Source organism: Neorhizobium sp. BETTINA12A, from assembly GCF_023006485.1.
Taxonomy (GTDB): domain Bacteria; phylum Pseudomonadota; class Alphaproteobacteria; order Rhizobiales; family Rhizobiaceae; genus Neorhizobium.
Window position 1 is genome coordinate 31,222 of record NZ_JALBGW010000010.1, and the last position, 26,474, is coordinate 57,695.

The 26,474-nt window shown below is 60.4% G+C and carries 22 protein-coding genes and 1 pseudogene; 9 read left to right on the plus strand and 14 right to left on the minus strand.

The genetic code is table 11. From position 1 onward, the window contains the following. Window positions 1–26 precede the first annotated feature (26 nt). The 6 genes from MOV61_RS05035 to MOV61_RS05060 are packed head-to-tail and all read left to right on the plus strand — an operon-like array spanning window position 27 to window position 8,715. On the plus strand, window positions 27–2,282 hold the full coding sequence (locus tag MOV61_RS05035) for a glycosyltransferase family 2 protein (protein WP_247135802.1): 2,256 nt from the start codon (window positions 27–29) through the stop codon (window positions 2,280–2,282). Continuing rightward, complete coding sequence (locus MOV61_RS05040; protein WP_247135803.1) at window positions 2,279–3,118, plus strand: class I SAM-dependent methyltransferase; 840 nt, start codon at window positions 2,279–2,281, stop codon at window positions 3,116–3,118. The genes MOV61_RS05035 and MOV61_RS05040 overlap by 4 nt, the downstream gene beginning before the upstream one ends. Further along, window positions 3,115–4,377, plus strand: coding sequence for a glycosyltransferase family 4 protein (locus tag MOV61_RS05045; RefSeq protein ID WP_247135804.1), 1,263 nt, complete (start codon window positions 3,115–3,117; stop codon window positions 4,375–4,377). The genes MOV61_RS05040 and MOV61_RS05045 overlap by 4 nt, the downstream gene beginning before the upstream one ends. Further along, entirely contained in the window at window positions 4,374–5,105 is a 732-nt protein-coding gene (locus MOV61_RS05050) for a hypothetical protein (protein WP_247135805.1), read from the plus strand. The genes MOV61_RS05045 and MOV61_RS05050 overlap by 4 nt, the downstream gene beginning before the upstream one ends. A gap of 17 nt (window positions 5,106–5,122) precedes the next feature. Beyond that, on the plus strand, window positions 5,123–7,399 hold the full coding sequence (locus MOV61_RS05055; protein WP_408962352.1) for a hypothetical protein: 2,277 nt from the start codon (window positions 5,123–5,125) through the stop codon (window positions 7,397–7,399). Continuing rightward, window positions 7,396–8,715: a glycosyltransferase family 4 protein gene (locus tag MOV61_RS05060; protein WP_247135806.1), complete on the plus strand. Its 1,320-nt coding sequence runs from the start codon at window positions 7,396–7,398 to the stop codon at window positions 8,713–8,715. The genes MOV61_RS05055 and MOV61_RS05060 overlap by 4 nt, the downstream gene beginning before the upstream one ends. A gap of 81 nt (window positions 8,716–8,796) precedes the next feature. Here the strand turns inward: MOV61_RS05060 and MOV61_RS05065 are convergent, their stop codons facing one another. Continuing rightward, on the minus strand, window positions 8,797–9,750 hold the full coding sequence (locus tag MOV61_RS05065) for a hypothetical protein (RefSeq protein ID WP_247135807.1): 954 nt from the start codon (window positions 9,748–9,750) through the stop codon (window positions 8,797–8,799). 376 nt (window positions 9,751–10,126) lie between these two features. Between MOV61_RS05065 and rfbC the strand changes: the two genes are divergently transcribed. Genes rfbC through rfbA form a run of 3 tightly spaced genes read left to right on the plus strand, consistent with a single transcriptional unit; the run spans window position 10,127 to window position 12,508 of the window. Then, entirely contained in the window at window positions 10,127–10,693 is a 567-nt protein-coding gene (gene rfbC / locus MOV61_RS05070) for a dTDP-4-dehydrorhamnose 3,5-epimerase (RefSeq protein ID WP_247135808.1), read from the plus strand. Between the two features lie 7 nt (window positions 10,694–10,700). Then, complete coding sequence (rfbD, locus tag MOV61_RS05075) at window positions 10,701–11,648, plus strand: dTDP-4-dehydrorhamnose reductase (RefSeq protein WP_247135809.1); 948 nt, start codon at window positions 10,701–10,703, stop codon at window positions 11,646–11,648. Then, the gene (gene rfbA / locus MOV61_RS05080) at window positions 11,645–12,508 is read left to right on the plus strand and encodes a glucose-1-phosphate thymidylyltransferase RfbA (protein ID WP_038544776.1); all 864 of its coding nucleotides are present in this window, start codon (window positions 11,645–11,647) and stop codon (window positions 12,506–12,508) included. The genes rfbD and rfbA overlap by 4 nt, the downstream gene beginning before the upstream one ends. A gap of 57 nt (window positions 12,509–12,565) precedes the next feature. On the opposite strand, the gene MOV61_RS05085 is transcribed toward rfbA, so the two are convergent. From MOV61_RS05085 to iolG, 13 genes and pseudogenes are all read right to left on the minus strand, one after another. Further along, on the minus strand, window positions 12,566–13,567 hold the full coding sequence (locus MOV61_RS05085; RefSeq protein ID WP_247135810.1) for a GlxA family transcriptional regulator: 1,002 nt from the start codon (window positions 13,565–13,567) through the stop codon (window positions 12,566–12,568). After that, window positions 13,564–14,127 carry an isochorismatase family protein gene (locus MOV61_RS05090; RefSeq protein ID WP_247135811.1) on the minus strand — a complete coding sequence of 188 codons (564 nt, stop codon included), beginning with the start codon at window positions 14,125–14,127 and terminating at the stop codon, window positions 13,564–13,566. The genes MOV61_RS05085 and MOV61_RS05090 overlap by 4 nt, the downstream gene beginning before the upstream one ends. Window positions 14,128–14,257: 130 nt before the next feature. Continuing rightward, window positions 14,258–14,362, minus strand: a pseudogene (locus MOV61_RS30565) (LysR family transcriptional regulator); the annotation flags it as partial. 132 nt (window positions 14,363–14,494) lie between these two features. Continuing rightward, entirely contained in the window at window positions 14,495–16,597 is a 2,103-nt protein-coding gene (locus tag MOV61_RS05095) for an SUMF1/EgtB/PvdO family nonheme iron enzyme (RefSeq protein ID WP_247135812.1), read from the minus strand. Between the two features lie 14 nt (window positions 16,598–16,611). After that, window positions 16,612–16,992, minus strand: coding sequence for a VOC family protein (locus MOV61_RS05100; protein WP_247135813.1), 381 nt, complete (start codon window positions 16,990–16,992; stop codon window positions 16,612–16,614). A gap of 32 nt (window positions 16,993–17,024) precedes the next feature. Continuing rightward, on the minus strand, window positions 17,025–18,410 hold the full coding sequence (locus MOV61_RS05105; protein WP_247135814.1) for an ABC transporter substrate-binding protein: 1,386 nt from the start codon (window positions 18,408–18,410) through the stop codon (window positions 17,025–17,027). Between the two features lie 8 nt (window positions 18,411–18,418). Then, entirely contained in the window at window positions 18,419–19,258 is an 840-nt protein-coding gene (locus MOV61_RS05110) for an ABC transporter permease (protein WP_247135835.1), read from the minus strand. A gap of 2 nt (window positions 19,259–19,260) precedes the next feature. Next, the gene (locus tag MOV61_RS05115; RefSeq protein ID WP_038544787.1) at window positions 19,261–20,271 is read right to left on the minus strand and encodes an ABC transporter permease; all 1,011 of its coding nucleotides are present in this window, start codon (window positions 20,269–20,271) and stop codon (window positions 19,261–19,263) included. A 124-nt stretch (window positions 20,272–20,395) separates the two neighbouring features. Beyond that, window positions 20,396–21,958 carry an ABC transporter substrate-binding protein gene (locus tag MOV61_RS05120; protein ID WP_247135815.1) on the minus strand — a complete coding sequence of 521 codons (1,563 nt, stop codon included), beginning with the start codon at window positions 21,956–21,958 and terminating at the stop codon, window positions 20,396–20,398. 250 nt (window positions 21,959–22,208) lie between these two features. Next, window positions 22,209–23,066 (minus strand): sulfurtransferase, encoded by an 858-nt coding sequence (locus tag MOV61_RS05125; RefSeq protein ID WP_247032272.1) that lies wholly within the window; start codon window positions 23,064–23,066, stop codon window positions 22,209–22,211. A gap of 303 nt (window positions 23,067–23,369) precedes the next feature. After that, window positions 23,370–24,071: a GntR family transcriptional regulator gene (locus tag MOV61_RS05130; RefSeq protein WP_244447431.1), complete on the minus strand. Its 702-nt coding sequence runs from the start codon at window positions 24,069–24,071 to the stop codon at window positions 23,370–23,372. Window positions 24,072–24,296: 225 nt separating this feature from the next. Then, window positions 24,297–25,415 (minus strand): Gfo/Idh/MocA family protein, encoded by a 1,119-nt coding sequence (locus tag MOV61_RS05135; protein ID WP_247135816.1) that lies wholly within the window; start codon window positions 25,413–25,415, stop codon window positions 24,297–24,299. Between the two features lie 13 nt (window positions 25,416–25,428). Continuing rightward, on the minus strand, window positions 25,429–26,427 hold the full coding sequence (gene iolG, locus MOV61_RS05140) for an inositol 2-dehydrogenase (protein WP_247135817.1): 999 nt from the start codon (window positions 26,425–26,427) through the stop codon (window positions 25,429–25,431). Between the last annotated feature and the right edge of the window lie 47 nt (window positions 26,428–26,474).

Genomic DNA, 26,474 nt, shown 5'->3' on the forward strand with positions numbered 1-26,474 from the left:
GCAACTCCGATTCAGAGGGGCCGCGTGTGACGTTCGACGAAGCGATAGACGCCACGGGCGTTTTCAGAAACGCAAAAATCTTTCGGCTCGGCGCGGATTTGGCAATCCTTGTCTGGGATCTCCCCTCGCCCCTTCCCGCAACCACCAAGTGCCTGTTGTCGATGGATCGGTCACCGGTACCGCTGGTCAGCATGATGCTTCCACTCGGCCACGGAAGACAGCGCATGTTCTGGGCGATGCGACCGGAACAACAGCCGGTAAACGCGGACATCTGCACGGAACACGGCGACATCGTCGAAACCGTCGTGATGCAGCCGGCACACATGCTCACACCCCCCGATGTGGAAGCGCTGTTTACGGATCTTGCACCGGGTTCCCGCATCAAGTTCGTCAACAACCTGCTGACCGTCTGGCGAAGCGCCTTCCGCATCGCCGGCGACCATCTTTTCCATATGATCGTCGAAGACGCCCTTCATGCGCTCGTGCCCGAACCGCAGGCCGCCAGCATCGTCTGCCAGGTTGCCCAAGGACGCCATCTGATCGAGACGGCGATCAATCCGGACCTCGGCGACATTATAGCGATCTATGCGATCGGCGCGACTTCGATCGCACGCATGGCCGTAAGGCCTGTCCTCGGACGCAGAGCGAAAAGCGGTCTTCAACCGTGCCATTTCATCGCAGAGGCGCCTTTTCCCTCTCCTCCGTTTCTCATCGTCCTCCTGAGCAAGAATGGTGCCGCAATTCGCCAGCTTGCTGACGACAAGCCTCGCCATCCCAGCCTTCAGAGCTGGTGGAGCAAAAACCGTGAGGCGGTGGAGCTGCGCGAAATGATCGTCCGTTGCCTCGCCGCCTTGCCGGAAGGCAGCGCCGCGACGGCGATCGACCTTCAGGTCAACGCCCCGCTGCCTGCAACCCGGATTGCCAAGTCGTCGATGCATCCGTCCGGGGAGGTCGATCTCGCCCTGGCGCTCGACGACGGCCTTCTGGCAGGCGGCTGGTTCCATGCGCCGTCATCCGCCTTCGCCGGCATCGACTACGTCAGGGAGGACGGCACGGCCGTACCGCTTGACGCAAACAGCTACAAATTCCCGGCATGGGCGGAAGGCAAGGACGAGAAGAGCAAGACCGATGTGACCGGCTTCGTTGCCTGGATCCCGCTGCCGGAATCCACCGGTCCGCTCCTGCAGCCGCGATTTCAGTTGCGCCTTGCTTCGGGAGCGGTCAGGCCGCTGATACCGAAGCCGCAGCCTTTCGAGCCCGCAACGCAACGAAACCATGTCCTGCGCGCCGTGCCGCCGCAGCATGCGGTCGATAGCGCCTTCCGCACGATCCTCGCGCCCGCCCTGCAGGACATAGAACGGCGATTGGGAAAGACCATAGAGGTCGATTCCACGAAGGACTACAGCCTGTCCGAAACCACACCCCTCGTTTCGATTGTCATACCTCTCTACAAGGTCCTCGATTTCCTGCGCTTCCAACTGTCGGGAATGGCCACCGATCCGTGGCTCGTCGCCAATGCCGAGATCATCTTCGTCCTCGATTCACCGGAAATCCAGGATGAGACGGAGCACATGCTGGGCGGCTTGCACCTTCTGCACGGGCTGCCGATGAAGCTGGTCGTCATGAACCGCAACAGCGGCTACGCGCGGGCCTGCAATGCCGGCGCACGTTTTGCCCGCGGCGCCATTCTGGTCATGCTCAATTCGGATGTCGTGCCAAAGGGACCCGGTTGGCTTCAGGTGCTGTCGCGCCCGCTGTTGGAAAACAGCAGGCTGGGCGCCATCGGCCCGAAACTGCTCTTCGAAGACGGATCGCTGCAGCATGCCGGCCTGTATTTTGGCCGCGACCAGCGCGGGATCTGGTTGAACCACCATTTCAACAAGGGCATGCCCGGCGACTATGCTCCCGCCCAACAAGCTCGCGAGGTTCCCGGCGTCACCGGCGCCTGCCTCGTGACCCGCAGGGTCACCTACGAGCGTGTCGGCGGCTTCACCGAGGACTACGTGATCGGCGACTACGAGGACAGTGACCTCTGCCTCAAGATCCGCCGTCTCGGGCTCCAGATCGCCTATGAGCCGGCCGCCTGCCTGTATCATTTCGAGCGCCGATCGATCCGCCGCAGCGAGGACTATATGCGCGGCGTTGCCAGCCAATACAATTCATGGCTGCACACGCAACGCTGGGAAGACGACATCACCGACTTGATGGCCAACCCATTCGACAAAGATCAAGATCGCCCCGCCGCCACAAACGGGAGAGCCCGGGAAAGGAACGCAGCGTGACACAGATAGCACTCGCGCGCCCTCCCAAGCCGGCTCGGCTGGTCGACGAGGACCGTGTTCGCTGGCTGCTTGAAGCCGTTCGGGGCAATCGTTTTCTGCCACAGCCGGAACCCACCAATGTCTTCGTGGGCGACGGTGATTTTCGCGCGATAGGCGCGGAATTTCTCGGGCACTTCATCCGTATCGGCGGCCTGCGCGAAGAGGCCCGCGTGCTCGACATCGGCTGCGGTATCGGCCGGATGGCCGTGCCGCTCACCCAGTATCTCGATCCGCAGACAAGCCGCTACGACGGCATCGATCCGGTCGAGGGCGGCATCGACTGGTGCCAGCGGACGATCACGCCCGCCTACTCCAATTTCGCCTTCCAGCGATTGGATATCGCGCACGAACTCTACAATCCGAACGGCAAGGTCAGTGGCAGGGCCCTGAGGCTTCCCTTTCCGGATCAACATTTCGACTTCGTCATCATGACGTCGGTGGTCACTCACCTACCCCCTGCGGAAGTCCTCGTTTACCTCGCTGAGGTTCGCAGGGTCCTGTCAGTCGGCGGCCGATTGTTCATGACAGCCTTCGTGGTCGACCGGATCGCGGCGGCAGACGAGCACGGGCGGCGCGATCCGCGCCTTGCGTTCCGCCGCTATGGCGAAAGCCCGTGCTGGTTCGTACCCAACCAGGCGCCGCTTGCGGCGGTCGGCTTCGAAGACGGCTTTCTCGACAAGGCGCTCGAACGGGCCGGCCTCTCCGTCGCCTTGAAATCGCTTGGCCATTGGCGCGGCACCAAAGCGGCTCACCATCAGGATTTCATTGTGGCGAAGCGCCGGGGAAATGGCCGATGAGCAAGCGCATTCTGGTCGCTGCCCACAACCATCCGTCCCTTCACCCGGGCGGAACCGAGATATTCGCTCACGACCTGTTTCGCGCCTATCAGCGCGAGGGCCACGAAGCTCTGTTTCTCGGTGCCACGAACCACATTCATCGCGAAGCAAGACCTGGCACGAGCTTCCAGAGCATCGGCTCGGCAGGAGACGAAATCCTGTTGTGGTCCGGACATTTCGACCGCTTCTTCATGAGCCAGATCGACCTCTACGGTGTCGTGCCTGACATAGCGGATCTCCTGCGCGATTTCCGGCCGGATGTGGTCCATCTCCACCACATGCTGCTGCTTGGCGCCGAGTTCCCCCACATCGTCCGCCGCACCCTGCCCGATTGCCAGATCGTCATGACACTCCATGACTACTACCCCATCTGCCACCATGACGGCCTGATGGTGCGCACTGGCAGCAAGGAGCTTTGTCATCAGTCCAGCCCGGACCGCTGCCATGCCTGCTTCAAGGATATTCCGCTCGATCGCTTTGCCTTGCGCGAACGCCACCTGAAGGCCCTGTTGAGCACGGTCGACCACTTCGTCTCGCCAAGCGCCTTTTTGCGGGATCGCTATGTGCAATGGGGACTGGACGAAGATACGATCAGCGTCATTCCCAATGGCATTCCTGCCCGCAAAGCCGGCCTGCGAAGAGATCTGCTTCAGGGCGGGAAGCCGGTCTTCGGATATTTCGGCAATCTCAACCCCTGGAAAGGGGTGACCGTATTGCTCGAGGCGGCGCGTCAGCTTCTGGCCGACGGCATGGATTTCGAACTTCGCGTCCATGGCGGCGCGCCTTTCCAGAGCGAGACGTTCGTCGAGGAGATCAATCGACGCTTTGCCGAAACATCAGGATCCGTGCAGGCCCGAGGGCCCTATCGACGCGAAGATATCGGCGATCTGGTGGCTGCGGTCGATTGCACCATCGTTCCGTCCGTCTGGTGGGAGAACGCACCGTTGGTCATTCAGGAAGCCCAGGCGCAAGGCCGTCCGGTCATCGCCAGCAATATCGGCGGAATGGCTGAAATGGTCGAGCATGGCGTCAACGGCCTGACCGTCCCACCCAATGATGCCCGGGCGCTCGCCGCGGCGATGCGCGACATCCTGGAAGACCCGAAACTGCTGCACCTGTTTGCGCAAAACGCCCGCAAGCCCGACGACATCGACACGACTGCCCGCCGCTATCTCAAGTGGATGGAGACGGCACAGGTTCAGGCATTGGAGAGCGCATGACCAGTCCCGCCGAACGACCGGATGCCGCATCCGAACAGGACAACGTCAAGCCGATGAACGGCCGCGTGGACGCCGTCGACATGGGTACGATCTTCGGCTGGGCATTCGACCCGATGGCGCCGGACCAGCGTCTGACCATCCGTGTCCTACTCGATGGCAAGGTGATCGCAGAGACTGTTGCCGATCGCAACCGTCCAGACCTGCGACGCAACGGTATCGGCGACGGCAAGCACGCATTCGAAATCGCGCTGCCCGATCCCCTCCATTCGCGGGCCAACGATATCGTCGTCATGGCGCGCAATGGAAGCGGCTCCGAACAGGCGCTTCGCGTTCCGCAGCCGAACGAACAGGCGGCCGAAGCGCTGATCGCCGCGCCGCTGGCAAAAGTGCTCGACAAGCTTGATGTGCTGATGGCGTCGCAGCGGCAGTTGCAGGTCTCGCAGCGCTCCCTGCAGCGCGCACCGGAAATCGATGCGGACAAGACCGAAACCACCGACCTGACCGAAATCGGCAACGCCGTCGAAAACCTCAAGGTGGAGGTCAGCCAACGGCTGAATGACCTCGATGTCCACCTGATGCGGCTGGACGGGGTCGTGGCTGGGATGGAGAAGAACCTGAATGCATTGAAGAAGCGGGCGAACGCCGAATTCAAACCCATGCTGTTGCTGCTGTTCGTTCTCGTCGGATTTGCCGCGGGCGCCGGCCTTGCGCTGATTTTCAGGATTTGACCGAGGGAGGGCAAGGCATGCTGGTTACGGAACAGTCCCCCACGGTTACCAACCCTCCGGTCACCGGCCCCCTGGTCACCAAACCAACGCCCGCCAAGCAGGGGGCGAGCAGGGCGATGCGCTCCGGAAGGGTTATCGGCTGCCGCGTCGACGAGGCAACCCTGCTCATTATAGGCCTCGGCCAAGTCCCGGCCGGCGACGTGACGGTTGGCGTCGGCGAAAATCAGGCCGATACGCGAAATGCATTTGTCTCGGAATGGCGACTGACCGCATCCTCACCGCGGGCCAAGCACGGCTTTGCGGCGCTCCTTCCGGCAGGGGACACGGACCTTGCCATGACCACGATACGCTTCGGAGAGACGGAGAAGGAGACGGGCACGCCCTACATCTTTGCGCCCCGTCTTGCCTCAACGGAGGAAGCGGCCGCGCTCATGCTCGAGTCCGCCGGATCTCAGTCGGCCGCCGTCATAAACCGGCTCGTAGACGCTCTGATGACCGGCAATCTCAGCCGCCGCAGGCTTCTCACCATAACCACGCTATTACAGGCGACCCACGCCACTGATGGCTTCGTCGAGGTGATCGGCGAGAGCCATGATGGCGTGACATTCCTGCAGGGCTGGAGCCGCGGCATGGCACCGGGGCCTTGCCGGATGTCCCTGATCGGAAGGGCAACGCCGGTGGTCGCGGAATGCGGTATTGCCACGTTTACACGTCCCGACGCTCCCGATGGCGCCGCTGGTTTTGTCGGCCTTCTCGAGACGGACGAGGCCGCCCGCGTTGCCGACATTGAAGGTCTGATCTTTCGAGGGCGCGCCGGTTGGAGGCATGTTGCGGTCCACCCTCGAAAGCGCATCGCCGATCCGCAGGAAACCCCCGAACATATCCGGTCGGTCCTGATGCGCACCCACAGCACGCCGGACGTGCTCCTGTCCCTGCGGGCCGCCGCCAATAGCTTCGAGGGCAAGGAAACCGTCTCAAGCCTGCCTTATCTCGTCCGAATGGGGATAGACAGCATATTCGAGGCCGATGCGGGAAATCTCCTCATCTCCGGCTGGCTGTATGACCCCGATGGCCACGTCGCGACAGTTAAGCTGCGCCGACGCAATGCTGCAATCCGCCTCGACGAACACTGGACGCGCTTCGATCGCCCCGACGTCGCGGACAGTTTCAACGACCAGACGCACCTTGTGCCGGGTCTGCGGGGAGATCAGCGCGCCCACGGCTTCGTTGCCCACGCCCAGTTATCGGGCGAAGATCCAGGCGCGTCCCTTTATTTTGAACTGACGCTGCAGGATTCGCGCCGCGCGTTTCTGCCGGTCAAACCGACGCGCCTTTCGGCACGTTCGGCGGCATTGCGCCAGATCGGCTCGATCGATCCCGTCAACAGCGCGCTGCCGGCGATCGTCGATACACACGTTGTTCCGTTCCTGACACGATCATCAGGAAGATCAGCGCCGGCCATCGAAACGATCATCGACGCTGGATTCTTCGATGAGGAAAACGGTCTCCCGATCATCATCGGCGTAGGCGAGAGCGAGGAAGACATTTCCCCGCTGCTTGCCCTGCTCGCACTCGATCCGGAAACCCGGGGCGCGCCAATCGTGATCGCCATGCCTGCCGAGCGGTTTCGCAGGCAGGCCGCCCGCCTCAAGGAGCTCGCGCGTTTCTATCGCCTTTCGGTCAGGTTGGTATCGACGAAGGGAACGGGCGACGTCTACGACATGCTGGAAGCGGGCACGCAGGCGCTTTCCTGTGAAACGGTCGTGTCGCTCTCCGCCTCACTGATCCCGCATGGGAGAGGCTGGTATGGCAAGCTCGTCGCCGCTGCTTCCACGATGAAGGGAAGCATCATCTCGCCCGTCCTGGCTTACGAAGACCATTCTGTTCGCTGGGCGGGAAGTTGGATCGACGACGGCAATGACGACCAGCCGGTCGTGGGCCGCTACGCCGGATATCCGCTCAAAGCGGTTACCGACATGAACGTGACCCACATCGCAGCGGCCTCGCTCGAATGCTGCATCATGCCCCGCGACGCCCTGTCGGGCGCTGGCAGCTTCTGCGGTGGCTATCTCGGTGCGCAGGAAAAGGGTGTGGATCTAGGCCTCCGCCTCAGTCGGTCCGGATTCGACTCCTATTTGCTGCCGTCCGTGCAGATGTGGGGCTGCGACGACGCCCGCGCCGGCGATAGTCCTGCGATGGCGGCCTTGGTGGAAGAGATTGACCGGAAGATCTTCAAGAGCCAATGGCTGCCTATCCTCACCGTTGAAAAGCACCTGGAAAAGAGGCCCGCATGAACGAGCAGCTTCGCGTCCTTGTCGTCTCGCATGCACATCCGTCGGTCTCGCTCGGCGGGGCGGAAATCGCGTCCCACAACCTGCATCTCGGCCTGAAAGCATTGCCGAACGTGGAATCGGTTTATCTCGCTCGGATCGGTCACCCGGTGCCGCGGCACGCCGCATCCGCGCTGATGAGCCTGCGCCTCGTCGAGGACGAATTGCTGTTCCACACGGACGATTACGACCATTTCTTCCTGTCGAACGGCGATACCCGGGCGATCAGCCAGGACCTCTTGCGTTTTGCGCGCGATCTGAGGCCCCATGTCATCCATTTCCATCATGTTCTCGGTATCGGCCTCGAAGCACTCTATGCTTTGCGAGAAGCGTTTCCGCACGCCGCCATCATCGTCACATTCCATGAATATCTGTCGATCTGCCACAATCACGGGCAGATGGTGAAGCGGCCTTCCGGCCAGCTCTGCGAAACCGCGTCCCCGGTCGCCTGCCACGGCTGCTTTCCCGAGATCCCCGTCTCGCGTTTCCTGAAGCGCGAACTGTTCGCCCGCGGCATGCTCGACCTTGCCGACGCTTTCATCTCCCCCAGCCGGTTCCTGGCGGATCGCTACGCCGCATGGGGTATCGAAAGAGACAAGATCAGCGTGATCGAAAACGGCATCGCCATGGAAACAGCGGCGCCAGCGCGCGAGGTTCAAGGTCTCAAGCCGCGCCGCAATCGCTTTGCCTATTTCGGACAAATGACTCCATTCAAGGGCGCCGATATCCTGATCGACGCCGTCTCGCGTATCCCGAAGGAGATATGGGGCGAAGACTCCTGCCTGATGATCTTCGGTGGCAATCTTGAGCGACAGCCGGTCGAATTCCAGGAACGGATCAAGAAGCTCATCGCCGACGCCGGCAACCGCGTTCGCTTCTATGGCGCCTACCAGAACGCGGACGTGCCACGTCTCATGCGTTCCGTCGACTGGGTGGTTCTGCCGTCCGTCTGGTGGGAAAACTCGCCCGTGGTCATTCAGGAAGCGCTGCTCCACCGCAGGCCGATGATCTGCTCCGATATCGGCGGAATGGCCGAAAAGGTGCGTGACGGAAAGGACGGGCTGCACTTTCGCGCAGGCAGCAGCCAGGATCTCGCGGATCGCATCGTCGAGGTGCTGGGCGATGGCAAAATCTGGGAACGGCTGCGCGTTTCCCTGCGCCAACCCGCCGACCGCGCCGCCTGCGCGCGGGAACACGTCAAACTCTATCGCACATTGCTGCGGCGGAAACTCGATGCCGCGATCGCCGAGAGCCCCAAGCTTCTGTCGCCCGCGCTTTAAGACGCTCGCCTCAGGAAACGCCAAGAGGACCGTCCTTCTTCAGGAAGGTCGCCTTGTCGGGCGGGCCCGGCAACATTGGGATTACGAATGCAAGGCACCGGCCGCTCTGAGCCGCGCGATACGGCCGTCCAGTTCCTCTAGCCGACGGCCGAAGCCGAGATTGTCCGGCTGATACGCCATGGCGTCCGCAAGCATGGCCCGCGCCGTCACAAGCTCACCGTCGCGAATATGGCGATTGGCCCGGTGGTAGAGGAAGTTTGCCTGCTCGACAGGAGAGAAATTTGGGCCAAAGCGCGCGTGAAACCTGTCGGCCCAGGCCCGATGCCGAGCTATCGCCGTCATGGCGATCTGATAGGGCCGCATTGGCGCGGTCACGCGCGCTGCGCGGGCGAGACCGCGCAGACCCGGAAGATCGTCTCCGCGGCAGGCCTCGATCACCGAGAGCGCGCGCGCCGTCCCGGTAAAGGCGCGAACGGTGCCATGGCCGGTCATATGGACAGGCACCAGCTGGGTCCTCTCCTGCAGCGCCGCGATCCGAACCGCGTGCTGATGATCGACGGTGTGAAACGGATCGAAGAACAGATAGGCCCGGCCGGCCGCGTGATCAGGCGCGATCCCCATATTGGCATGGAGATCGGGCGAGAAATGGCGCGTAAACCTGCCGTCGAAAGGAACGGCCTTCGGATCGATCGAGACTTGCGGGCAAAAGGCAACAGCCACTGTGGCGTTGAAGCGCCTCCGATACCGCAACGCTGCATAACCGCCCTGCGAGTGCCCGTAGAGGATCCGCTCCGATGCCGCGTGAAGGATAGGCGCGGCGGCCTCGACAGCCTTGACGACGCTCGCCGCCGGAAACCAGTTCGGCCGCCGGCTGATGAAGCCAAGCGCTGAAATGTCGGCCTTCTCGCACAATCGCTGCCCCCAGAAACGACTGCCGTTCGCCCTCATTTCCATTTCGTTAAATGTGACGAGAAGATAGGGAGACGACCCAGAACGATGTATCACCTCCAAGTTTTCGTCTGAAAATATGATCATACGGCCACCATTAAGCGGTTTTTGAATGAAAGTAATTCAAATTTTGAACTACAGTTGTTCCATAACGCAATCATGCGCAAAATGTTGCTTAACATCAATAACAGATTTACACGAATGACTGGAATATATATTCATTAAGCTCCCTATTTCTGGCTATAGGGTTTTATCGGGGCTTGGAAAAACCAAATCACGCCCCAACGTTCGCACAAGATGTTTCTCGCCTGCATTCGTTACCCTCGAGACAATGAGACCGGCTTCGTTGCAACGGCACAAAACGAAAAAGCCCTTTGGAGATGTCACGAATGATCCAGTGAACGCGGCTGGATGTGTCCATCACGTAGTTGAGATGACCTGGCGGTCTGAGTGCGAGGAAGACATGCAATTTGAACGAACGAAAATCCCCGACGTCGTGCTGGTGACGCCCCAAAAAAATGGGGACCATCGCGGATACTTTTCAGAGACTTTTCGGTCTGACGTCTTTGGTCAAAACATCGGTGCCTTCAATTTCGTCCAGGATAACCAGTCGCTTTCGGTAGAAGCTGGAACGGTGAGAGGACTGCACTTTCAGATTGAACCTCGCGCTCAAGGAAAGCTGGTCCGTTGCATCGCCGGTGCCATCCTCGACGTCGCAGTCGACATCCGGAAAGGCTCACCAACTTTTGGGCAATATGTCCAGGCGGAACTGACCGCCGAGAACGGTTGCCAGGTCTGGATTCCCGCCGGTTTTGCACATGGGTTCTGCACTCTCCAGCCCAACAGCATCATCTCCTACAAGGTAACGGACTACTACAGCCGCGACCATGACCGTGGAATATTGTGGAACGATCCCGAGCTCAACATCAGGTGGCCGGTGACAACCGAAGGCGCCGTGCTTTCGCAGAGAGATCGGATGCAACCACGTCTCGCCGAGCTTGAGACGACTTCATTCACAATAGCCGGTTAGGAGGCAAATGATGGCACGGAGGTATGTGGTCACCGGGCGTTTCGGGCAGGTCGCGCAGTCTCTGATCGAGCGAGCCGAGCGCCACGGCGAGATAGAGATTATTCCGCTCGCAAGACCCAATCTCGACCTTGCCGATATCGGAACGATCGAAAAAGCTCTTGTGGACGCGAGACCTGAACTGATCATCTCCGCTGCCGCCTATACTGCCGTCGACCAAGCGGAAAGCGACGCCGCCAAAGCTTTTGTCGTCAATAGTGCGGCCATAGATGAGATCGGTCGCGTCGCGACCAAGCTCAACGTGCCGATTATCCACTTGTCGACGGACTATGTCTTCGACGGCAGCAAGACTTCGCCTTATCATGAGACCGACCCCGTCGCGCCCCTCAATGTTTATGGTCAATCGAAGCTTGAGGGCGAACGTCGTCTGGTCGCGTCGGGAGCAGATTACGTCATCCTCAGGACCGCGTGGGTCTACAGCCCCTTTAACAAGAACTTTTTGCGCACAATGTTGCAGCTTGCTGGAAGTCGCGACGAACTCGATGTCGTCGCCGATCAATACGGCAATCCAACATCTGCACTCGATATCGCCGATGCCATATTAACGGTTGCCGACAATTTGCTGTCGTCACGGGACGGACGCCTGCGCGGTATATTTCACTTGGCGGGAAGCGGTGAGGCCAGCTGGGCAGACTTTGCTTGCGAGATCTTCCGCATATCCGCCGGGATGGGTGGCGCGTCCGCGATCGTCCATCCGATTCCAACTGCGCAATATCCGACACCGGCTCGCAGGCCAAGCAATTCGAGGCTGGATTGCAGCAAACTCGAAAGGGTTCACGGTGTCCGTCTGCCAAACTGGAAAATCGCGACTGCGACTACATTGCAAAGGCTCTTGGCCGGCGATGCGCCGGAAAAACAGGCCGGCATGGAAAAGGCATCCGAGGAGAATTGTCGATGAAGGGTATCATTCTGGCTGGGGGCAACGGGACGCGTCTGCATCCGATGACGCTCGTCACGTCGAAACAACTGATGCCGGTCTATGACAAGCCGATGATCTATTATCCCCTCTCAACGTTGATGCTGGCCGGAATACGCGATATCCTGATCATATCCACACCGCATGATCTGCCCGATTTTCGCAACCTGTTAGGTGACGGTTCGGCTTGGGGAATCTCGCTCTCCTATGCAGAACAGCCTTCGCCTGCAGGTCTTGCTCAAGCTTATATCATCGGTGCCGATTTTGTCGGATCGGATCAGTCCTGCCTCATCCTCGGTGACAACATTTTCTACGGCCATGGCATCACCGAGCTTTTTGAAAGTGCGGCGGCGCGCAACGATGGTGCGACGGTGTTCGCCTATCATGTCCATGATCCGGAACGTTATGGCGTCGTGGAGTTCGACAAGGCAATGAAGGCGATCTCGATCGTCGAAAAGCCGACGGTACCGAAATCCAACTGGGCGGTGACCGGGCTCTATTTTTACGACAAGGACGTCGTCGACATTGCCGCAAACCTCAAGCCGTCGCTGCGCGGTGAACTGGAGATCACCGATGTCAACCGGGTCTATCTCGAACGCGGCAAGTTGAACGTTGAACAGATGGGCCGCGGTTTTGCGTGGCTCGACACCGGCACACCCGAGAGTTTGTTGGAAGCAGGCAATTTTGTCGGCACCCTGCAGAAGCGGCAGGGCATCAAGATCAACAGCCCTGAAGAGGTCGCCTGGCGCAGGGGCTTTATAGATGACAACCAGCTGGAAGCCGTTGGCAAGAAGCTGGGCAAAAGCGAATATGGCAGATATCTACAAACGCTTTGTAGGTAAGTTTGGTATTCGTAACACCAATTTACCGGATGCATCGAGATCACACGCGGGATGCAGTCAGACCTTGCCGACTCGCACACGCGCAGGCGAGGCATCATGCAGCCTGCGCCAGGCCCGCCGAAATTGCCTTGCCGATGAAAATCCGGCCCGTTCAGCAACGCTTTCCATATCCAGCCTTGAGCCGACAACAAGCTCCCTGGCGAGGGCTATGCGCATACGGTTGACATAGTCGATCACGCTCATGCCGGCATGCTCGTTGAAAAGCCTCGACAGGTTGCGGGGACTGGTCGCGGCGACCTGCGCCAGCGTTTCCAACGACCAGTCGCGCGACGGGTCCGAACCGACCGCATCCTGGGCGCGATGAATGGCAGGATGAATATGATTGCGCCCTTCGAGCCAAGGCGAGAGCTGCGGGTCGGCGCCTGCCCGGCGCAGATAGATGACGAGGTTGCGTGCAACGGCCAATGCTGTCGCATGACTTACGTCGCGCGCAATAACGGCCAGCATCAGGTCGATGCCCGCTGTGACACCGGCACTCGTCAATCTCTCTCCGTCTTCAACATAAAGCCGGTTCTCCCGGACACGCGCCGTTGGCGCAAAACGGGTCAGGTCGGCGAGCAGGCTATAATGCGTGGTGCATTCATGGCCTTCTAGCAAACCGGCGCGCGCGGCAAGCAGCGCACCGGAGCAGATCGTTGCGAGACGAATGCCAGGCCGCACGCTTCGCCTCAACCATTCGACGATTTCGGTTTCCAGCGGGGCATCGGTGTTTCTTGTGTCAATGATCGCACCCAGCGGCTCGTCAACCGCGCCCGACACGACGACGAGAGTTCCATCTGGAAGATCCGCAGGCAAAGGATTGATGCCGGTCAGGCCGAGTCCGGTCGAACTGAGAATGTCGGCGGACGGTCCGATATAGGTGATGGAGAATCGAACCGCTGCCTGCTCCAGGTTGGCTCTTCGCAACACCTCCATTGGTCCGGCGATGTCCAGCAACAGAGTGCGCGGCGGCACAACCACATAGACAGGGACGATCCGCCGCCGCTCTTCTTCTGTCATGCTGCGGCGCGCTTCGGAGCTTGAGCCAGCGCCTCCTCGACGGTCGCAATCCGGGCGAAGCGATCGGCCAGCACCAATTCGGTGCGGGCACGGATTTCCGCGGCGCTCCATTCGCGGCCCGTAACATCCGTCATCGGAAAGGTTAGCGTCGCCTCGCCGACATAGTCGACCGCATAGCCGAGATCGGAAGCATGCCGGGTCGTGGTTTCGCAGCATTGCTCGGTGCGGATACCGGAAACAATGAGGCTACGGATGCCATGCCCCGTGAGCCAGACATCAAGTCCGCTGCCGACAAGCGCGCTATGCCGGCGCTTGCGGAAGACGGCGTCCGCGTCGATGCGGAGCGGCGCAAACGGGCGAACGAGGCCGGAGGCTTCGGAAAATGCTCCGGAATCCTCGACGTGAAAAATCTGGATGACGGGAAAGCCGAACGCTTTTGCACCATCGATCAGGGCCTGTTGGCGTTCGACATAAAGCGCGACGCCCTCCTCACGGAAGTAGGGGCGATGACGGAAGGATTCCTGAGCGTCGATGACAAGAAGTGCGGTGCTGGCGGACATTTTTGTTATCTCCAATGATGAGTATGAAGATAGTTCTAGCGCCTCATTCATAAATGATAATGTCGGTTACGGACAGATAGCGGACATATCACGCCAACGCGTTGTTTGGCCTGTGAGCTTTCTCCGGCGACTATGGGTTTCCACTCGGTGCACCCTCGGCCCAGGTTCCAATTAACATCGTCATAAACCGCTCGGCCGCCGGAGAGAGGGTGCCTCCACGGCGGCGAACGATCCCTCCTGATCATCGACAGGATCCTCGACGTGATCGAGAGCAAGCTCATCAAATGGCGGCCAAACGCGGCGGAAGAGCGGCCGGCATGATGCATTGGAGGCCGGCTCATGCCGGCCTATCTCCAATACGCAATTGCTACCCCAAGAGGCGTTCGGAAAAGCCAGGATCGACCGTTGCATCATGACGCGTCACCTTGGCGACGACGATCCGGAAACCGTTCCCGCGCCAGAAACCGTCGGGCTCGAGGCTACCGCGATAGGTGCAGCAGGCCTTTAGCTTGCCGCTGGAGAAACAGCCGCCGCGCAACACTCTGCGGACGGACGGTGCGGCGTCCGTCGCCTCGCGACCATCGTCCGCATAAGGATATTTGAAACTCGGCGTCCCCATATCCTCACCCCAGAGCGTTGTGCCCCATTCCCAGACCTGACCGGCCATGTCGTAGCACCCGTAGGGGGAACGCCCCTTGCGAAAGAGGCCGACCGTGCAGGTATTGTTGAAACCCGCTTCCTCGGAATTTGCGGCATCGTCGACCCATGTATTGCCCCAGGGATAAACGATGATTTCGTCGCCCACATCCGGCTGATCGCCCCGCGCAGCGCGCTCCCATTCCGGTTCCGTCGGCAGACGAACGGTCTCGTCTGCCCCGATCCGGCCTCCGGCACGCCAGCGCGCCGTCAGCCAGTCGCAATAGGCTCGCGCATCCCGCCACGTCAGGTCAGCGGCCGGCGCATTGCGGCGATCCTCGGCAAAGCCGTCCGGGCTGCGCCATAACCGTCCGGTTTCCTCGACGAAAGCGCTATAGGCGGCGTTCGTCACGGGATAGAGACCTATCCGGAAGGCCTCGACAGACACCTGATGCGGCGGCGCAGAATTGGGATGAGTGTTGGAGCCGAATGTGAAGGTGCCGCCCGGCACATCCGCCAGCGCATCGAGATCGCGCGGATCACCCCAGACCGACAGTTTGCGGCCCGCCTTTTCGCGCTCCGGCGCGGACAATGCGCCATCCCGGACAATTGCCAGAAGGTGATTTGCGACGAGATCCCGCAGCGAGCCAGGTTCCGTCAGCAGATCGGCCGCAAGGAGCGCACCGCGCCGCACCTCGTCGCCGTTACCCTCGATGAGAGCTTCGATCAATGCGCTTGCCTTTTCCGAGCCGGATAGTCGCAGAGCAAGACTCCTGAGCACCGGTGTCCAGAGATCGGGGCGTTGACGGAAAGGCTGGACGGCTTCTTCTGCAGACCGCGAGGCGAGATGGCGTGCGGCAAGCAGCTGGCGCACACGCGTGACCGGCAGAACCGTGGGATCGTCAAGCTTCCCAGTCAGCGCGTCGAACGCCAGCCCGGAGAGGAACGCCGCCGTCCCGGCATCGCCGCATACTTTTATAAGCCAATCATCAGTAATCGCTTCGGCAGTCTCGCCGGCATTTTCCCCATTAATCGCCATGGCGAACAGTGCCGGATTGGCCGCGGCATCTCCCAGCGCTATGCCCGTTGCATCGAGATCGAGCCCGGCAAGCCGTCTGGCCGCATCACGGCGCTGGACCTTCAGCAGCGGCAGGAGGTCGTAACGCACGAAGCCCGATGGAAGCGCCCACCCCTTGACGACGGAAATCTCGCCGAGCGCCAGCAGGCGAATGCGTGGATGGCGCGCCTGAAAGAGCTGAGCTTCGCTCAAAAGTGCAAGGCCGTCGGCACCCGCGGCATCGATACCATCGAGCATAACCAGCAAGGTGACATCCGAATTCGCCCATGCCTCGGCAGACAGGAGGGCCTCGTTCTCCGGCAACACGACTTCCAACAATTCGGCGAACGTTTTGCCGGCAGTCACCGACACATAAAGCGGCAGGACGTCTTCCAGCTCCCAGATTTCATCATGCACGGCACCGAGATCGTTACGCGACAGAGGTGCCGCTACAGGCCCCTCGCCCGCGAGCCGGAAGGCGAGATGGCGCGCGAAGCTCGTCTTGCCGCTGCCCGTTTCGCCCGCCAGCAGCAGCGCGGGATGGTCGCGGGCCATTTCCAATGCCGAAAAATAAACGACCGGTTCCGGCTCCGCCTGCTCCTTCAGCTTGCGCAGGCCCTTGGCGGCCTTGTCCTCGAAGCTGAAATTGACGAGCAGCGGGATATAGCCGGCCTGCAGATCGGCCACCGAACCGTCCGGCAGCGATAGCAACGGTGCCTGTCCGAATTCACGAGCCTTCGAGAACAGCGTGTCACGCATCACGGTCGGTACGGTCATCTGATCGTCCCCCATCAGAACAGTTTTGCGACATCCGGGTTATGGAAACGCTGGATTTCGATTGCGTAGCCGGCCGGGTCCTCGAAGAAGAAGTGTTCGCAATAGGTGCCGCGCAGCATATCCGACAGGCCTTTCACCCCGGCTTCCTTCATGCGCTTGTGCCAGCCTTCGACATCCTGCGCGACGATGGTCAAGAGGACCGCGCTCTTTTCCTGATGTTTCAGGTGGCCGCGGTTGCCGTCGACAATGCCGAAATAGCACTTGCCGGCGATGCGATAGATGCGCGCCAGGCCCTGGTCCAGCACCAGTTCGAAGCCGAGCACCTTCTCGTAGAAGGGAGCGACGGCGTGGATGTCTTCGTAATAGAAGAAGGTGATCGAATAGTCTTTTTCCATCGTCTTATCCTTGGATCGGCGAATGTTGGGGCTCAGCGAATGTTGAGCGTGCCCTTGTGATCGATCGATAGTCCGCCGATGCCTTTACGCGCCGCAAAGACATCGATGGGATGAACGAGATAAAGCCAGGGCGGGTTCTGATGAAGTCTGGTCAGGCAGCGCGCATAGGCCAGTTCCCGGTCGGCGTCATCGACTGCGTGGTTGGCCGCTGCGATCAGCGCCTCGGTCTCCGGGTCGTCGAAACCCTGCCACCATACGGCTTGCGTCTTGGCTGAAATCTTGTCGTTCAGGATACGGTAGGTGCTGTGCGGCGAGGAATCGAAGATCGCCATGTCGCCCATTTCCTTGCGGCCGATCTGGCGCGCATATTCCGGCCGGTCGAGCTCCGTCTCGACGTTAACCTCGAGCCCCACCGCCTCCAGCGAAGCCGCCACGAAGCGGCTCACTTCCGGCGAACGTTCGGGCATGAAGGTCGGCGTGCGCAGCCGGATCGGTCCGCCCGCATCGACGCCGTCGAGCAGCCGTTTCGCCTTTTCCGGGTCATGGCCGATGGGAGCAAGGTTCGCCTTGCCGGCTCCGAGATGGAAGGGGCTGACGATGGTCGAGGACGGCACGGCAAGACCGTGGAAAATCTCTTCGGCAATCGCTGCGGTATTCACTGCATGGTTGACAGCAAGTCGCGCTTGAGCCGAGCGGAAGACGCCCTGGCTGCAATTCAGATAGTACATGACCGACAGCGTATTGATCGCCCTGCCCCAGTCAAAGGCAGTGTCGAACACGAGGCGGCCTTCCACCCGTTCCAGATTGAGTGCTGCATCGATACTGCCGTCCCTGAGCTGAGCATAACGCGCTTCCGCATGTTTTTCCGCCAGCGCCAAGATGCGCTGCGGTCCAGCTTCGCCGTTCACCCGCTCCAGTATGGCGCGCTTCAGCTGTTCGAATTCCACCACCCGATAACGCCCCGTACCGAGGATGGGCCGACCGTCGGCATTGAAACGGCAGATGTAGAATTCGGAAAAGATGTCGAGGATATCGGCGATAGGATCGGGATTTTCGACACGTACGACATCCGGGCCTTCCGCCGTGATGCGCGCATCCTTGAGGTAGCGCGCATAGGACCATTTCATGCCGAACGTATCGACGGCTTCCAGGATGCCATCGAGGAAGCCGATGATGTCTTCCGCCACGCAGGGCTTGCTGTCATGGAAGATCGCGCCTTCGCGGATATGGAAACGCCATTCGCGGCCGTCAACCGAGTGGGTCCAGCGGTCGAACAGCGCCGGCCGCACGAAACCGTCGTCCCATTTCAGCAGCGGTTCGAAAACGAGGTTCTTCAGCGTCAGCACGCTGGTATCATCGGTGACCCGCGTTGGCGGCAGGAAATCCACTTTTTCCAGACTGATGGTAAGCGTGCTCACGGGTAACCTCAATCGAGTTCGCTGCGGCGACGCGGATTGAACCAATCCGCCAGGCTATCGCCGATCAGGTTGAACGACAGAACGGCCAACAGGATCGCCATGCCGGGAGCGAGAGCCACCCAGGCGGCGCTGCGGACGAATTGCAGGTTGGCGGAAACGTCAGCACCCCATTCGGCCAGCGGGGGCTGGGCACCGAGACCCAGGAAGCCGAGGCTGGCGGTTTGCAGGATGGCACTGCCGAGCGCCAGCGTCGACTGCACCAGCAAGGGCCCAAGCCCGTTGACGAAAATGTAGCGCAGCAGGATTCGATGGGTCGGCAGACCAAGTGAAACTGCGGCCTCAACATAGGGTTTGACGGAAATGCTCAGCGCCTGGCTGCGCGCGACCCGCGCGAACTGAGGCGCCAGTGTGATGGCAACAGCAAGCATGGCATTCTGGAGGCTCGGCCCGAAAGCCGCAGCAAGCGCAATCGCCAGGACCAGCGCCGGGAAGGCCAGAATGGCGTCGACGATACGCATGATGATGCTGTCGGGCCAACCTCCCACGAAGCCTGCCAGCATCCCGAAGAAAACGCCGATCACGAAGGCGATGGCGACCACGCCGACGCCGATGGCCAGCGTCGCTCGGCCACCATACATGATGCGGGTCATTACATCGCGGCCGAAGGCGTCGGTACCAAGCCAGTGAGCAAGTGTCGGCGCGTCCAGCTTGTGGAGGATATCGAGCTTGGTCGGCGTATAGGGCGAGACCAGTGGACCGATGGTGATCAGGCCTACGAGGGCGACTAAGATGACGAGGCCGACCACCGCCAGCTTATTGCGTCGCAAGAAGATCAGCAGTTCACGCATGATCACCCCATCTTCCGGCGGATGCGCGGATCGAGGACTCCATAGAGCAGGTCCACGATGATCGATGTGAGGACGAACATCAGGGCGAAGACCAGCGTCGTGCCTTGAATGACCGGATAGTCACGGTTCTTGATCGCTTCGAACATGTAGCGGCCGATGCCCGGCCAGGCGAAGATCGTCTCGGTCAGGATCGCACCGCCGAGCATTTCCGCGAATTTCAACCCGATAACGGTGATCGCCGGCAGCAGCGAATTGCGCAGGCCGTGGTTCAGCACGACACTCGAACGCCGCACCCCCTTGGCCCTGGCGGTGCGGATGAAGTCCTCACCCATCACGTCGAGCATGGTATTGCGCACGAAGCGGCCGAGCGTGGCGGCGAGAAACGAGGCGAGCACCGCAGTCGGCAGAATGAGATGTTGGACCGCACTCCATGCCGCCGCGAAATTACCGGTAATGATGCCGTCGAGAACGGCAAAACCGGTCACGGTTTCTACCGTCAAAAAAGAACTCATCCGTCCCGATACCGGCAGCCAGCCGAGATAGGTCGCAAAGATCAGCTGCAGGATAAGCGCCAGCAGGAAGGCAGGCATCGACACCCCGACCAGCGAGACGACCCGGGTAACGTGGTCGAAGATGGAGTTGGGCCGGACGGCCGACAGCACCCCGATCGGGATGCCAAGGATGATGGCGACGATGACGGCCAGAACCGAAAGCTCGATCGTCGCCGGCAGGCGCGTCAGAATTTCGCCTGTCACGGGCAGGCCTGACTTCAGGGAGAAACCGAGATCACCCTTCAACAGACCAAATACGTAGTTGGCAAATTGCAGGACCACAGGCTGATCGAGATCGAGTTGGGCACGCAGCGCGTCGATCTGCTCCTTCGTCGCACCCGGACCGAGCAGCGTCACGGCCGGATCGCCGGGTATCAACCGGACCAGTGAAAAGACAATCACCAGCACGATGCACATGACGGGTATCAGCGCGATCAGGCGGCGTATGATGAAACTCGCCATGCTCTCCAACTCATTGCAAAGCCGCCCGCACCGGCGGATAGACACCTTCCCGTCGTGCCAGAACAGGGAAAGCAAGGAGGCGGGCAGCCCGAAGACTGCCCGCCTTAGTCTTGGGAGAAGACTATCACTTCTTGGAGACGGACCAATATTCGTTGAGTGGGGGCGCGCTGTTGACCACAAGGCCCTCCACATTGGCACGCTGGAAAACGATCAGCTTGGGGCTGAACAGATAGGCGCCCGGGACTTTCTTGGCGATCTCTTCCTGCACCTGGAAGTAAAGCTGCTTGCGGGCTTCCAGGTCGGAGGTCTGCTGAGCCTTCAGGATGAGATCGTCGAGCACCTTATCCTCCGGCATGCGGAAGGTCATGGCCGTGTTGGCGAGCGGCGAGAGGTAACCGATGGTGATGTGGGCGTCCGGGTCGTTGTACCACGGCTGGCGTCCGTCGAGCGCAACGTCGAACTGGCCGGAAGTCTGCAGCGCCCGCAGCGCCGGGAACTCGGTCTGCTGGATTGTGGCGTTAATGCCGATATCGGCTAGGTTCGCCTGCACGAAGGTGGCAACGGCACCCCAGAGCGGCCCCTGGAAGCTGTAGAGCTTCAAATCAAGGCTCGACGGATCGACCTTGGCCTCCGCCAGCAGCTTCTTAGCGAGCGCCGGATCGTATTTCGGAGCCAGTTCCTTCATCTTGGGGTTAAAGGCCCAGCTATTGGTGGTCAGCGGACCATAGACGCGTTCGGCCGTGCCGCCGAAAACGCCGTTCAGCAGGCCGTCGTAGTCGATCGCATGCGTAATCGCCTGGCGTACCTTGACGTTGGCGAACGGGCCGTCCTTCTTGTTGTTGTTGAATTCGAGCTGACGAATGATCTGGCTCGACGTCTCAAGGATCTTGATATCCTTGTTCTTCTTCAGCGCCTCGATGTCCTCGGCGGCGATTGCAGACAGCTGACCCTGCTGCTGGACGATATCGACACCGCCGCTCTCAAGCTCCAGACGGCGGGTGGAGGCGTCCGGAATAACGCGATAGATGATCTTCGAAAGTTTTGGGGCACCACGGAAATAGTCCGGATTGGCTTCCAGAACGACATTCGTATCGGCCTGCGCCCCTTTGAAGACGAACGGACCGGTACCGACCGGATTGGCGGCGAACTTGTCGCCGAATTTTTGCACGGCCGCGGGGCTGACGATGGCCGATTGCGGCTGGGCGAGAATGGACAGGAAGGCCGGGTAAGCAGCGGAAAGCGTGATCTTCACCTCGGTCGGGGATATGACGGCGATATCCCTGATCAGGTCGAACGTCGCCTTGACGTAGGAATTGGTAGCCTTGGTGCGCTCCAGCGAAAACTTCACCGCCGCCGCATCGAAAGGTGTGCCGTCCTGGAACTTGACACCATCCCGCAACTTGAAGGTAAATTCCTTGCCGTCGGCGGAAATGGTCCAGTTCGTCGCCAGACGACCTTCGAGCTGCTTGAATTCCGGCGACGTCCAGGCGACCAGCGTATCGAAGACGTTGAGGATGATTTCGCTGCCGACAGGCTCCGCCTTGTTGCCGCCGGGCTCGAGGCCGACCGGATCGGAAGGAACCGCAACAACAAGCGTCTTCGACCGATCTTGAGCCTGCGCGTATGTGCCCGCCGATATCAGCGGCACGGCGACCACCGCTGCCGCAAAACCCTTCCAGATATTCATGCTACGACCCTTCTCTGGCCATGGGCTCTTTGGAACCCGTTCCCGTATATCGCATCAATCAGCGCCTGCGCCCAGCTGATATACTACGAGATATATCAATCGAATTTAAGCCTGTAAAGTCGAAGTGGCGCTGCTTTAGACAAAGAATATCTGCGCATATTTTTTGTGCCGAATGAGCGGTCCCCTCTCTACAACCGGCCACAATAGGAGAATTTCACGCCAAAAACGCTCGCCGTTTGAGCATCCTTCATCAGAAAGGATCGGCACCCGTAATCACGGGACGCGTCGTATCTGAAACCCATGCGGACCACGATCCGGGATACATCGCCGCCGGTAGTCCGATGGCGGCAAGCGCAAGCACGGTATGTGCGGCCGACATGCCGGCACCGCAATAGACGCCGACGTCGCAAAAGCCGTCGACGCCGAGAGCGCGATACATCTCCCTCAGCGTAGCGCTGTCGGCGAAGTTGCCGTAGTCGGTAACGTTATCTGGGGCAGGCGCGCTGATCGCATGCGGAATATGGCCCCGCGCAGGCTGACCCTCCGCAACGGGACCACCGATGTAATTAGGCCGAATGCGCGCATCGAGAAGGATTCCCTCTTTCCCGAAGCGAAGAGCATCGCTGGCGTCAAACTCAGGCATGTGCCCCGGCGACAATACAATCGTGCTCGGCTGGACAGCGGTAACGGCGTCCGTCGTCGGAAGCCCGGCCGATACCCAGGCCGGAAACCCACCGTCTAATACGCGGACATCCGGCAGGCCCGCCCATTTCAGCACCCACCAGGCGCGGGCAGCCGTCATGCTGCGGTCCCCGTCATAGATGACGATCGTGCTTTCCGGCCGCAGCCCCCATCGGCGCGCCTTTTCCTGCAGGATATCGATCTCGGGAAGCGGGCGCTGCCCACCCTCCGCGGAGGGTGGCGATTGAAAATCGGAATAGGCTTCCGTATCGACCGCGCCTTCGATCCGCTGTCCCTTGAAGGACGGCTGGCCGGTATAAGGGTTGATCGAATGGACTGCCAGAACTGTCACATCCGCGCCGGATTTGCGCAACCCATTCAGGTCGAGCGGCGTAAGAAGAACTGATTTGCGAATGTCATCGGCCATGACACCATCTCCCGGAAATGGTCACTCCTTGAAATTATCCTCCTTCATTCGAACCTCCTTGGCAAGATGAAATATCTTACGTAATATCTTACAGCGCCGATATGCTCGGAGCCGCTCGCTTCTACTCCACGAAGCCCCGGGGAGTTGGGTCACTTGGCAGATATGGCCGTAGTGGAACGTGCCAGCCATCGCGTGGCGGTCGTGTATCTGGGAGAGATCGTCGAAGTAGGCTCGCGCGTGCAGATCTTCAGCAGCCCGCAGTCGTGAAGCAGAACTGACATCTCAAACGTCAGAAACAGCCCGTTAAAGCGAGATGCCTGGCTGCGGATTGGCGACCATCGCCGCAAACAGCCCCTTGCGGGTATTCTCGTTGTGCTCGATCATCGCAAGCCGGGCCTTCTCGCCGTCACGCTGCCTGAGAACCGCCACGATACGATGGTGGTCGTTAATCGTCTCCGGATTAATGTCGCGGATTCGTGTTCCCATGTAGAAAAGCCGGGCGCATTCCTCCAGGTGACTCATCACCAGCGAATGCAGACGCGGATTGCGCGACCCCTGCGCAATCGCGGAATGAAACATCTCGTTCGACGTCACGAACGTTTTGGTGCTGACATCTTCACCGACGACGTAACTGGCATCCGCCAGCCGATCGAGCGCATCGAGTTCGTCTTCAGTCAGGCTTTGCGCGGCCAGAGCCGCTGCGGTCCCTTCGAGAACGCCCCGAACTGCAAAAAGGTCGTCCATATCCTTCAGTGTCACCGGAGTAACCCGATAGCCGCGACGGGGAAAAGCCTCCATCAACCCTTCGACGCAAAGCCGCGCGAGCGCTTCCCGCACCGGCGTCTTACTCATCTGCAGTTGATCGGCCAGTTCCGGCTCGGAAACGTCCACACCAGGCGGAAGTACACCCGTTATTACGCGCTCACGCAGTATCGCATAGGCCTGCTCCGTCAGCGATTTCCCACGCTTTTCAGATGAAACCGCCGACCTGCCAGTCCTGTTCACATCTCTCTCCATACCCCCGCGGGGCCCAACGCCTCTGCCTGGCCATGGATTTGTCTCCAGTGCCGAAAAGACGGGCGATGATTTCTAACATGGAATTCGATTGCGCCAATCCCGACCAGCATGTTTCGATACATGCCACGCCAGTAGTATACTACGTGGCATATCTATTTTGCGCAACACGCCCCTCTGGCGCCGAAATCGCTGCACGCTTTCGGGCGATCTGCATTAGCCGAATGTGCTGGTCCACTTGCCGCTGGCATGTGATTGGGCCATGGCGTGGACCACTCTCTCGATCTGGATGCCGTCCGAGAAATCCACGAGCCTCGCGGGTTTGCCACTCAGCGCGTTCAGGATCTCGTAGGCCTCGATAACCTTGAGTTCGTTAAAGCCAAGGCCATGGCCGGGTGCGGGTACGAAATGATTGTACGGAGCGTGGATGGGCGCGATCAGGACGGTCCGGAAACCCTGTATTTCTGCTTCGTCCGAGCGTTGGTACAGTTGGAATTCGTTGGCCCGCTCCTGATCGAAAAGAATGGACCCCTCTGTTCCGAGAATCTGAAGTGCAATCCGTCCCTTGCGCCCCCAGGCAGACCGATTGACGATCAACGTTCCTGTTAGCCCGTCCCGAAAACGCATCAGCGCAGAAGCGATATCAAAGGTCTCCACCTTCTTATCAACGCCGTGAGCGTCCTTCAGCGTCTCGTAGGGACGCGCCGCATCGGCCATGACCTCCACAGGAAGACCGCACAGGCGCTGCAGCAGAGACAAGGGGTGCACGGCAAAATCGTCGAGTGCCCCATGACCGGACTCCGCCCGATGCTTGAGCGAATGCAGCATGTCCGGCGCCGCCATGAAGTCCTCGTCCATCTCGACGCGGATATTGGTGACACGCCCGATCCGCCCATTCTTCACCAGCGTTTCGATCTGCCTGAATGCCGGGCTCTGAATGTAGTTGTAACCAAGGACGCAAAGACGATCGGTGCGCTCTGCAGCCATCAGCATGGCCTCGGCGTCTTGCAGCCCAGTGGACATGGGCTTTTCGCACCAGACATGCTTTCCCGCATCGAGCGCCGCAGTCACCATATTTTTGTGGAACTGGTTCGGCGAGGTGATTGAAACGATCTGAACGTCGGGATCATCGATTACGGCACGCCAGTCACCCGAGGATTTCTCAAAACCGAATTCGGTGGCGCGCTGTTTCGCAAGGGTCTCATTGACCTCGCCGAGATGAACGAGGCGCGGTCGGATGTCCGTGCCGAAAGTGGCCGCGACCGAGTTCCATGCCAATGCATGGCACTTCCCCATATACCCGGTACCAATCAGTCCGATGCCAAGTGTGTTCACGTTAAATCCTCGCCTAGAGTATTTCGGCGAGGCTGACGGATTGCCCCGACGCGAGTGACCGTGTCGCCGCTTCCGCCAATGCAAGCGCATTGACGCCGTCATCCAGCGAAACCGGCAGTGCCGATCCGGACGTGATGGCATCGACAAACGCATTCCACTCAATGGAATAGGCGCGCATATAGCGCTCGAGGAAGAAGAATTCCGGCTTGGCGCCCGTCACGCCGTCCCGGGTGGACTTGGTGATGGTGTTCTCCAGGATGTTGCCGGCGGACAGCAGTCCGTCGGAGCCCAGCAACTCGATGCGCTGATCGTAGCCGTAGACCGCGCGACGGCTGTTCTTGATCACGGCGATCCGGCCATCGGCGAACTTGAGTGTGACGGCGGCGGTATCGACATCGCCCGCCGCACCGATCGCGGGATCGACGATCGAGCTTCCGATGGCCGTCACCGTCTCGGGCGCGCCGCCGAAGATCCAGCAGGCCATGTCGAAGTCGTGGATCATCATATCCCGGAACAGGCCGCCGGAAACCTTGATGTAGGACACCGGAGGCGGCGCCGGATCGAAGGAGGTGATCGACAGCAGTTCGGTCTTGCCGATATCGCCCCGGTCCGCGGCAGCTTTGAGCGCCGAGAAGTTCGGATCGAAGCGGCGGTTGAAACCGATCATGACCGGTCTGCCCGTAGCCGCCGCCGCGATCTGGCAGGCGCGGGCCCGTTCGAGGCTGAGATCGACGGGCTTCTCGCACAGCACCGCCTTGCCGGCCTTCGTCGCCGCCTCTATCAAGTCCGAATGGGTGTCCGTCGATGTGGCGATGAGCACAGCGTCGATGGCGGGATCGTTGATGATGTCGAGGCTGGAAGCAGCCTCTGCTCCATACTGAGACGCGAGCTTTGTGGCGGCGTCCGTGTTGACATCCGAAACCGCGACCAGCGCGCTTCCGGGATTGGACGTGATCGCTTTGGCGTGGACGTTTCCAATGCGCCCTGCACCGAGAAGACCAACTTTCAGCATTTTCATTCCTTCTGACATGTGATCGCACGTGCCTGACAAACGGCCGC

Bases quoted from the DNA above. Each gene is read 5' to 3' on its own strand.
- MOV61_RS05055 (WP_408962352.1), top strand. From the start codon at position 5,123: ATGCTGGTTACGGAACAGTCCCCCACGGTTACCAACCCTCCGGTCACC.
- MOV61_RS05115 (WP_038544787.1), bottom strand. From the start codon at position 20,271: ATGGCGAGTTTCATCATACGCCGCCTGATCGCGCTGATACCCGTCATG.
- MOV61_RS05120 (WP_247135815.1), bottom strand. From the start codon at position 21,958: ATGAATATCTGGAAGGGTTTTGCGGCAGCGGTGGTCGCCGTGCCGCTG.
- MOV61_RS05095 (WP_247135812.1), bottom strand. From the start codon at position 16,597: ATGACCGTACCGACCGTGATGCGTGACACGCTGTTCTCGAAGGCTCGT.
- MOV61_RS05065 (WP_247135807.1), bottom strand. From the start codon at position 9,750: ATGATCATATTTTCAGACGAAAACTTGGAGGTGATACATCGTTCTGGG.
- iolG (WP_247135817.1), bottom strand. From the start codon at position 26,427: ATGCTGAAAGTTGGTCTTCTCGGTGCAGGGCGCATTGGAAACGTCCAC.
- MOV61_RS05125 (WP_247032272.1), bottom strand. From the start codon at position 23,066: ATGGCCGATGACATTCGCAAATCAGTTCTTCTTACGCCGCTCGACCTG.
- MOV61_RS05110 (WP_247135835.1), bottom strand. From the start codon at position 19,258: ATGCGTGAACTGCTGATCTTCTTGCGACGCAATAAGCTGGCGGTGGTC.
- MOV61_RS05045 (WP_247135804.1), top strand. From the start codon at position 3,115: ATGAGCAAGCGCATTCTGGTCGCTGCCCACAACCATCCGTCCCTTCAC.
- rfbC (WP_247135808.1), top strand. From the start codon at position 10,127: ATGCAATTTGAACGAACGAAAATCCCCGACGTCGTGCTGGTGACGCCC.
- MOV61_RS05090 (WP_247135811.1), bottom strand. From the start codon at position 14,127: ATGTCCGCCAGCACCGCACTTCTTGTCATCGACGCTCAGGAATCCTTC.
- MOV61_RS05060 (WP_247135806.1), top strand. From the start codon at position 7,396: ATGAACGAGCAGCTTCGCGTCCTTGTCGTCTCGCATGCACATCCGTCG.
- rfbD (WP_247135809.1), top strand. From the start codon at position 10,701: ATGATGGCACGGAGGTATGTGGTCACCGGGCGTTTCGGGCAGGTCGCG.
- MOV61_RS05050 (WP_247135805.1), top strand. From the start codon at position 4,374: ATGACCAGTCCCGCCGAACGACCGGATGCCGCATCCGAACAGGACAAC.
- MOV61_RS05085 (WP_247135810.1), bottom strand. From the start codon at position 13,567: ATGACAGAAGAAGAGCGGCGGCGGATCGTCCCTGTCTATGTGGTTGTG.
- MOV61_RS05100 (WP_247135813.1), bottom strand. From the start codon at position 16,992: ATGGAAAAAGACTATTCGATCACCTTCTTCTATTACGAAGACATCCAC.
- rfbA (WP_038544776.1), top strand. From the start codon at position 11,645: ATGAAGGGTATCATTCTGGCTGGGGGCAACGGGACGCGTCTGCATCCG.